Raw genomic sequence first — 7,232 nt, forward strand, 5'->3', positions numbered from 1 at the left:
CTCCCCCTACTCCCTGCTCCCCACTCCCTGCTCCCCACTCCCTCTATTGAGCCATTTGAGCGCGGGCGGCTATGAGTGCTTTGCTTACCTGTACAAAGCCAGTGCCACCGTAACTGTTGCGGGCTGCCACAACTTGACCGGGGGATATCGCCTCATAAATATCTGCCGCAAATGCCGGATGTAGTTGTTGCCACTCTTCCAATTTCAAATCTTTTAGAAGTTTACCTGCGGCAATACTAGTTTTTACGACCTTACCCACGAGATTGTAAGCTTCCCGGAAAGGAACGCCACGTGCTGCCAGATAATCTGCTACATCGGTAGCGTTAGAAAAATCTTCCGCCACAGCTTCTGCTAATCGTTGGGTACGAAATTCCAAGCCTTCCCTAAGCAAAATCGTCATCGCTTCGAGAGAGGCTTTGACTGTCTTGACACTATCAAATAGACCTTCTTTATCTTCTTGCAAATCTTTGTTATACGCCAGGGGTAACCCTTTCATAATCACCAACATCGCCTGAAGATGACCGAATACACGTCCCGTTTTCCCCCGCACTAATTCTGGTACATCAGGGTTTTTCTTTTGGGGCATGATACTGGAACCTGTAGCACAGCTATCTTTGAGGGTGACAAAGCGGAATTCTTCTGATGACCAAAGAATGACTTCTTCTGCAAGGCGGCTGAGGTGAACCATAATCAAGCTAGCGGCACACAAGAATTCGATCGCAAAATCGCGATCGCTCACTCCATCGAGGCTGTTAGCATAAATATCGTCAAAATGCAATAGTTTTGCTGTGTAGTGGCGGTCAATCGGGAAAGTCGTTCCCGCTAAAGCACCGCATCCCAAAGGTGAGATATTCACGCGGCGAGAAACATCTCCTAAGCGTTCCCAGTCGCGTTGCGCCATTTGAAAGTATGCCAAGAGGTGATGAGCTAAACTCAGGGGTTGGGCGCGTTGTAGGTGGGTATAGCCAGGAATCAGGGTTTCAACGTTTTTTTCAGCTATATCCAGTAAAACACCTTGAAATTCTCGCAATTCGTTTTTGATTTGTTGGATTTGGTCGCGCAGGTAAAGTCTGGTATCAGTACCAACTTGGTCATTACGCGATCGCGCCGTATGCACCTTTTTACCCACATCGCCGACAATTTCTGTCAGTCGCCGTTCAACTGCAAAATGTACATCTTCAGCATCAACACCAGGGTGAAATTTACCGTGGCGGTACTCTTGGCGAATTTCTTCTAAACCTGCAACCAGTTGCTCTCCTTCTTCTGGGGAGATGATGCCTGTGTGAGCGAGCATTTTGGCATGGGCTTGAGAACCAGTCAGGTCATATTCAATTAATTCAATATCAAAACCTATACTGGCATTAAAACGAGCGATCACCGGATGCAACGCTGATTCAAACCTCTGGCTCCAAGTTTCTTCTTTGGTCATAAATATTATGAGGGGAGTGGGGGGAGAGTTAAGAGTTAAGAATGAGGAGTGAGGAGTTAAAAACTCATAACTCCTCACTCCTCACTTTCAACTCCTAACTTTTAAATTCAACCGTAGCTAGTTAGATTCCGAATCATATAGCCAATGACTAAACCAATCAACAATGCCCACACTTGACCTGTTTGTATAAAGTGACGCCAAGATTTTTCAACCTGACCGATCAAGTCTGGATCGGTAATTGTTTGTGCTAATAGTGCTGTCAAATTTGCAGGCAAATGCCAATATAACTGAGATATCAAATTGCTGTAATGACTCATAATTGGTGATTAAGAGGTTGGGGGTGGCAAAATTCAGCATCAATTTATTTTTGAGAAAATTCCTGATATTTACTGAAATATTGCATATAACCTCAATGTCTTAACTCAAGATGTAACAGATGCCAACCGCAATTTCTCGGCAGTCCGCAAAATTTGCCCCGCTAAAACTGCTGCACCAAAACCATTATCGATATTTACTACGCCTACTCCCGCAGCACAAGAGTTAAGCATTGTCAATAAAGGTGCTAATCCGCCAAAACTTGCGCCATAACCGATGCTGGTGGGTACGGCAATTACAGGACAACTCGCTAAACCAGCAACAACGCTGGGTAAAGCGCCTTCCATCCCGGCGACGACAATCAACACCGATGCTGACTCAATCAGGTGGCGGTTACTTAATAAGCGGTGAATCCCCGCAACACCAACATCCCAGAGGCGCTGTACCCGGAAACCAGAAAGTTCAGCAGTGACAGCAGCTTCTTCAGCAACGGGTAAATCGGCAGTACCAGCAGAAAGAATGCCAATTTCACCCGCAAATTGTGGTTCGATGGTAGGGGGAGCGATCGCACAAATTCGCGCCGATTCGTAATATCGTAAACCGCTAACTTTTGATTGCAGTGCGGCATAAACTGCTGGCTCAATGCGGGTTGCCATCACCACGGGGTTGCGGAGGCGCATCACCTCGATAATTTGAGCAATTTGATCGGGAGTTTTACCAGGGCCCCAAATAACCTCTGGGAAACCAGTTCTTAGCTGGCGATGATGGTCAATTTTGGCAAACTCACCAACAGATTCATAAGTTAAATCTTTGAGTGAGTCGAATGCCATATCTGGCGTAACTTTACCATTGGCAACCGCTTCGAGGAGCGATCGCAAAGTTTCATGTTGAGACACTGGTCTGTTGTTTGAATTTTATAAATGTTCCCAAACGTGCCACTAAGGGCGGAGATTTTAATACTTTAAACTCTATTGTGTGACTTTCAGTTCATATTTGTTCCATAACGTTCCTCTTTGGGAACCAAGTGCAGAGAATTTGACGTTTTGGATGCGATCGCGCACTGCTATCAAAGATAAAGGATTCACTAAATAAATGTAAGGTAAATATTCTTGAGAGAGGCGTTGCGTTTTGGCGTAAATCTCTTTGCGCTTTACTTCGTCTAACTCTCGTGCCGCTTGAATGTAAAGACGACCAATTTCTGCCTCCCAATCTGCAACTTGCCAACCAATAAGTTGTTCTTGCCCTGCTTGAAGTTTCTGATTGAAGGTGTGTAATCCACCTTCCGGCAACCAAACATTAGCGCCGTCATTTGGTTCAATCCCTCCAACAAAGCCTAACATATAACATTCCCAATCGAGGGAATTAGAAAGCTTGTCTGTAAGGGTATTGAAAGCAATTGGATTAAAATCAACTTGAATGCCAATTTTACTCAAATCTTGCTTAATTTGCGCTCCCATTAACACACGAGTTCTATTTTCAGCATTCGTTAATAAACTGAAGCGCACCCGATTACCATTAGCATCCAATAACTGTTTATTGGCATTATATTTAAAATCTGCACTTAATAGTAATTTTTTAGCTTTTTCTTGATTATATTCATAAACTTTCAGACCTTTTTCTGGAGGAAAGTAGTAAGGACTTTGAATTTCTATCGGCGAATTTTGCAACACACCAATCCCCCGAAAAACGTTATTTAGCATTGTTTGACGGTCGATTGCATAGGCAACTGCTTGTCTAAAAGCAAGGGTATTAAACCAACGGGATTTAATTGGGTCAATTAGAGGCTGTCCGTTTTGTCGCCGACCTTTGTTGAGATTAAATGAAATATAAGTATTGGTGAATTCCGGGCCTCCATTGTAGATAGTAAACTTTCCCCGCTTTTCTTCGCGCTTAAGTAGTGAAAAGTTTTCAGGAGAAACAGTAACTGTATCTAATCCTCCAGAGCGAAACTGAAGAATTATTGTATCTGTAGATTCAATAATTTGCCAAACAATACGTTCAACATAAGGTAACTGATTGCCTTGGCTATCTTTGCGCCAGTAATAAGGATTGCGCCGAAATACCACACGCTGACTGGCGGTATAACTTTCTATTTTATAAGCACCGTTGACAATAATTTTACTGGGTTCTGTATCCGTTCCCCAAGTAGATAAAAATTTAGGATTACCTTTAGCATCTTTAGATTTCAATGATTCAGATAAAGCATGTTTTGGTAAAATCCCAACTGAATTTGTTGATGCTCCGGTTGTGGTGGAAAGGAAAGGAGCAAAAGGCTCAGGTAGAAGAAATTCAATTTGGCGATCGCCTATTTTCCTAATTTTAGGAAAACTACCACTAGAACCAATTTTAAGACCATCTTTCCAATCAGTAGGAATTTGTGGATTGAAAATCACATCCTCATAGGTAAATATAACATCATCTACAGTAAGTGGTTCGCCATCTGACCATTTTAAGTTTTCTCGTAAAGTAAAAGTGACTCGCTTTTGATCGTCAGAAATATCCCACGATTCAGCTAAAGCTGGCTCAATTTTGCCTGTAATCCCATTGAGGGTAGTTAGTCCTTCAGTCGTGAACAAAAAAACATGAGGATATTCCTGATTGAAGGCGTAGTTAAAAGTTTTCGGGTCGCCGATAGTGCTTGTAACCCATTGCGATACTTGCGCCGCCTTACTCTTAAAATTAAGTGGATTGCAACTGATAAGAGCTATCTGACAAATTAAGAATAGACCGAATATTACTAAAACCGCAAACCCACGACGGCGGGTAGCCAAGAGGGCAAAAATCATAGAACTGAAACACTAAACTGTTTGCATAATACACCTCATGTTCAACCTTGATTGCATAAAAGTAAGTGGCAAGTGGAAAGTGGAGGATGAGGGAGCAGGGGAGAGAATAATAGTTCCTGACAAATGACAAATGACCATGAAAGTTAACTAGCTTTTTTATCTTCTACTACTTTGAGTTCATAAAGATTCCAATTGTAACTTCCTATCGCTGAGTATTTTACGTTTTCAATGGTATTACGCACGGCTACTAAAGCTAGGGAATTGAATAGGTGAATAAAAGGCAGATACTCTTGTGAAAGTTGTTGTGTTTCTGCATAGATAGCTTTACGTTTTGTTTCATCAAACTCTCTTGCCCCTTGAATGTAGAGGTCTTCAATTTTCTGCTCCCAATCGGTAGCTTTCCAACCTACCGTTGGGGATTGTCCGGCTTGAGCTTTTTGATTAAATACATGAAAGTTACCTTCTACAGACCAGACATTGAAACCATCTTGTGGCTCAATACCACCAGTGATAGCTCCATACCAACATTCCCAATCTAGGGTGTTAGAGATTTTTTCTCCAATAATACTGAAGTCAATAAATTGTAAATCAACTTTAATACCTATCTTACCGAGATCCTGTTGGATTTTCGGTGTGATTGTGGGTCTATTACCAGCAACAGCCATCATTGTAAAGCGAACTCGATTGCCATCTGCGTCCAAAAGTTGACCTTTATCATCGTATTTGAATCCTGCTCCTAGTAAAAGTTGTTTAGCTTTTTCTGGATTGTAGTTATATGTTTTTAAACCTTCTTTTGGAGACAAATAATAAGGACTGGGAACAGAAATTGGAGAGTCTTGCGGTTCACCCAATCCCCGCAAAGTGTTGTTGATCATCGTTTGGCGATCGATAGCGTAGGCGACAGCCTGTCTAAAAGCAACGTTGTTAAAAAAGCGGGACTTAATGGGATCTACAACAGGTTTGCCGTTGCGACTACCTTTGTTAAGATTGAAAGTTATAAAACTTGTCCCAGTGTCAGGGCCAGCATTTTTAATAGTAAAGTTACCCCGTTTTTCTTGACGCTTGAGCAATTGAAAACTTCCAGGGCCAATTTCTAGTAAATCTAACCCTCCAGAACGAAATTGCAGCAAAGCTGTATCAGGTGATTCCACAATTTGCCAAATTACACGCTCAATATACGGCAGTTGTTTTCCTTGTGCATCTTTTTGACGCCAGTAGTAAGGGTTGCGCCGAAATGTTACGCGTTGATTAGTTGAATAACTCTCGATTGCGTAAGGGCCATTAACAATAATTTTTTTCGGGTCTGTGTCGGTTCCCCAAGTGGACATAAACACTGGCTTACCGTCAGAGTTTTTGGCTTCCACTGATGCACGCAGGGCGTGTTCTGGTAGGATTCCCACACCTGCTGCAATCGATCGCAAGAAAGGAGAAAACGGTTCTGGCAGAATAAATTCTACCCGGCGATCATCGATTTTGCGGACTTTGAGAAAAGCCTTACTGATACCAATTTTGAGAGCATCTTGGATATAAGTGGGAATGCGTTTGTTCATGTAGATGTCATTGAAAGAGAAAACGACATCATCGGCTGTTAATGGCTGACCATCCGACCACTTCAATCCTTCTCGCAAGGTAAAGACAAACCGCAGTTTGTCTGGGGAAAGTTCCCAAGATTCAGCCAAAGCTGGCTCAATTTCCTTAGTTATTCCGTTTTGAGTGGCTAATGCTTCATAAGTGAAACCAGAAATATTGGGAGATTCTTGGATGAGGGCGTAGTTAAAGGTTTTCGGGTCAGTGGTAGTAGAAAGAACCAACTGGGGAACTTGTGCAGCTGCGGTTTTAAAGTTAGATGGATTGCACGCGGTAACTGTAATTGCTGTTGCCGAAACCAGAATTAGTGGTAAGAAAAAATGTTTAATTGCCAGAAATATTTTTCTCAAACATTTCATACTTTTAATAAGCGAATAGTGTAATTAATTTGATTGAGATTGTAGCCAACCAAGAAAATTCTGGGTTTTATTGAAAGATTGAATGCCACTATCTCGTAAAACCTCTATAACTTCACGTCTCCCAAATTCTTTAGAATTGTTACTTAAAAATCTTTATCAGAGGCTAAAAGAAAAGTTATTCTGAAGCAACTAGCAAGACGACAGCATAAGCACATATACCTTCTTCACGTCCAACGGGACCTAATTTTTCGTTAGTAGTAGCTTTGATGCCAATTTGAGTTGGTTCTAATTCTAAAACAGCCGCTAGTTTGTCGCGCATATTCACAATATGCGGTTTTAATTTTGGACGTTCTGCTACTACCACCGAGTCAATATTTCCCACCTGCCAACCTTGATCCCGAATCAGTTGATGTACTTGATTTAATAGTACTAAACTATCTGCTCCCGCCCATTTGCGATCGCTAGGAGGAAAATAATGACCAATATCCCCCAAAGATAATGCGCCAAGCATGGCATCCATAATCGCGTGTGTTAATACATCAGCGTCACTGTGCCCCAATAAACCCAGTTCATGGGGAATTTGAATTCCACCTAAAATCAAAGCGCGATCGCTCACCAGTTGATGAATATCGTAGCCGTTACCAATACGAATTTTAGTCATTTGTCATTTGTCATTAGTTAGGAGTTAGGAGTTAGAAGTTAGGAGTTAGGAGTTAGGAATTATTATTCTCCCCTGCTCCCCCTGCTCCCCCTGAT

6 protein-coding genes are annotated in these 7,232 nt (G+C 42.1%); all 6 read right to left on the reverse strand.

Annotation, left to right across the window (positions count from 1 at the left end; all coding sequences use genetic code 11):
- Positions 1-43 precede the first annotated feature (43 nt).
- The 6 genes from argH to ispF all read right to left on the reverse strand — a co-directional run bounded on the left by argH (position 44) and on the right by ispF (position 7,137).
- Entirely contained in the window at positions 44-1,429 is a 1,386-nt protein-coding gene (gene argH, locus ACFFAP_RS33450) for an argininosuccinate lyase (protein WP_375515251.1), read from the reverse strand.
- Between the two features lie 107 nt (positions 1,430-1,536).
- Positions 1,537-1,746: a hypothetical protein gene (locus ACFFAP_RS33455; protein ID WP_375515252.1), complete on the reverse strand. Its 210-nt coding sequence runs from the start codon at positions 1,744-1,746 to the stop codon at positions 1,537-1,539.
- Between the two features lie 105 nt (positions 1,747-1,851).
- On the reverse strand, positions 1,852-2,640 hold the full coding sequence (gene larB, locus ACFFAP_RS33460) for a nickel pincer cofactor biosynthesis protein LarB (protein ID WP_375515253.1): 789 nt from the start codon (positions 2,638-2,640) through the stop codon (positions 1,852-1,854).
- Between the two features lie 72 nt (positions 2,641-2,712).
- Positions 2,713-4,530, reverse strand: coding sequence for an ABC transporter substrate-binding protein (locus ACFFAP_RS33465; protein WP_375515254.1), 1,818 nt, complete (start codon positions 4,528-4,530; stop codon positions 2,713-2,715).
- Between the two features lie 143 nt (positions 4,531-4,673).
- Entirely contained in the window at positions 4,674-6,476 is a 1,803-nt protein-coding gene (locus ACFFAP_RS33470) for an ABC transporter substrate-binding protein (protein ID WP_375515255.1), read from the reverse strand.
- 175 nt (positions 6,477-6,651) lie between these two features.
- Positions 6,652-7,137, reverse strand: coding sequence for a 2-C-methyl-D-erythritol 2,4-cyclodiphosphate synthase (ispF, locus tag ACFFAP_RS33475; protein ID WP_375515256.1), 486 nt, complete (start codon positions 7,135-7,137; stop codon positions 6,652-6,654).
- Positions 7,138-7,232 lie beyond the last annotated feature (95 nt).

It is taken from the genome of uncultured Nostoc sp., from assembly GCF_964245575.1.
Taxonomy (GTDB): domain Bacteria; phylum Cyanobacteriota; class Cyanobacteriia; order Cyanobacteriales; family Nostocaceae; genus Nostoc.

What these genes read in the sequence shown, in the direction of transcription:
- ispF (WP_375515256.1), bottom strand. Translation starts at nt 7,137, where the DNA reads ATGACTAAAATTCGTATTGGTAACGGCTACGATATTCATCAACTGGTG.
- argH (WP_375515251.1), bottom strand. Translation starts at nt 1,429, where the DNA reads ATGACCAAAGAAGAAACTTGGAGCCAGAGGTTTGAATCAGCGTTGCAT.
- ACFFAP_RS33465 (WP_375515254.1), bottom strand. Translation starts at nt 4,530, where the DNA reads ATGATTTTTGCCCTCTTGGCTACCCGCCGTCGTGGGTTTGCGGTTTTA.
- ACFFAP_RS33470 (WP_375515255.1), bottom strand. Translation starts at nt 6,476, where the DNA reads ATGAAATGTTTGAGAAAAATATTTCTGGCAATTAAACATTTTTTCTTA.
- ACFFAP_RS33455 (WP_375515252.1), bottom strand. Translation starts at nt 1,746, where the DNA reads ATGAGTCATTACAGCAATTTGATATCTCAGTTATATTGGCATTTGCCT.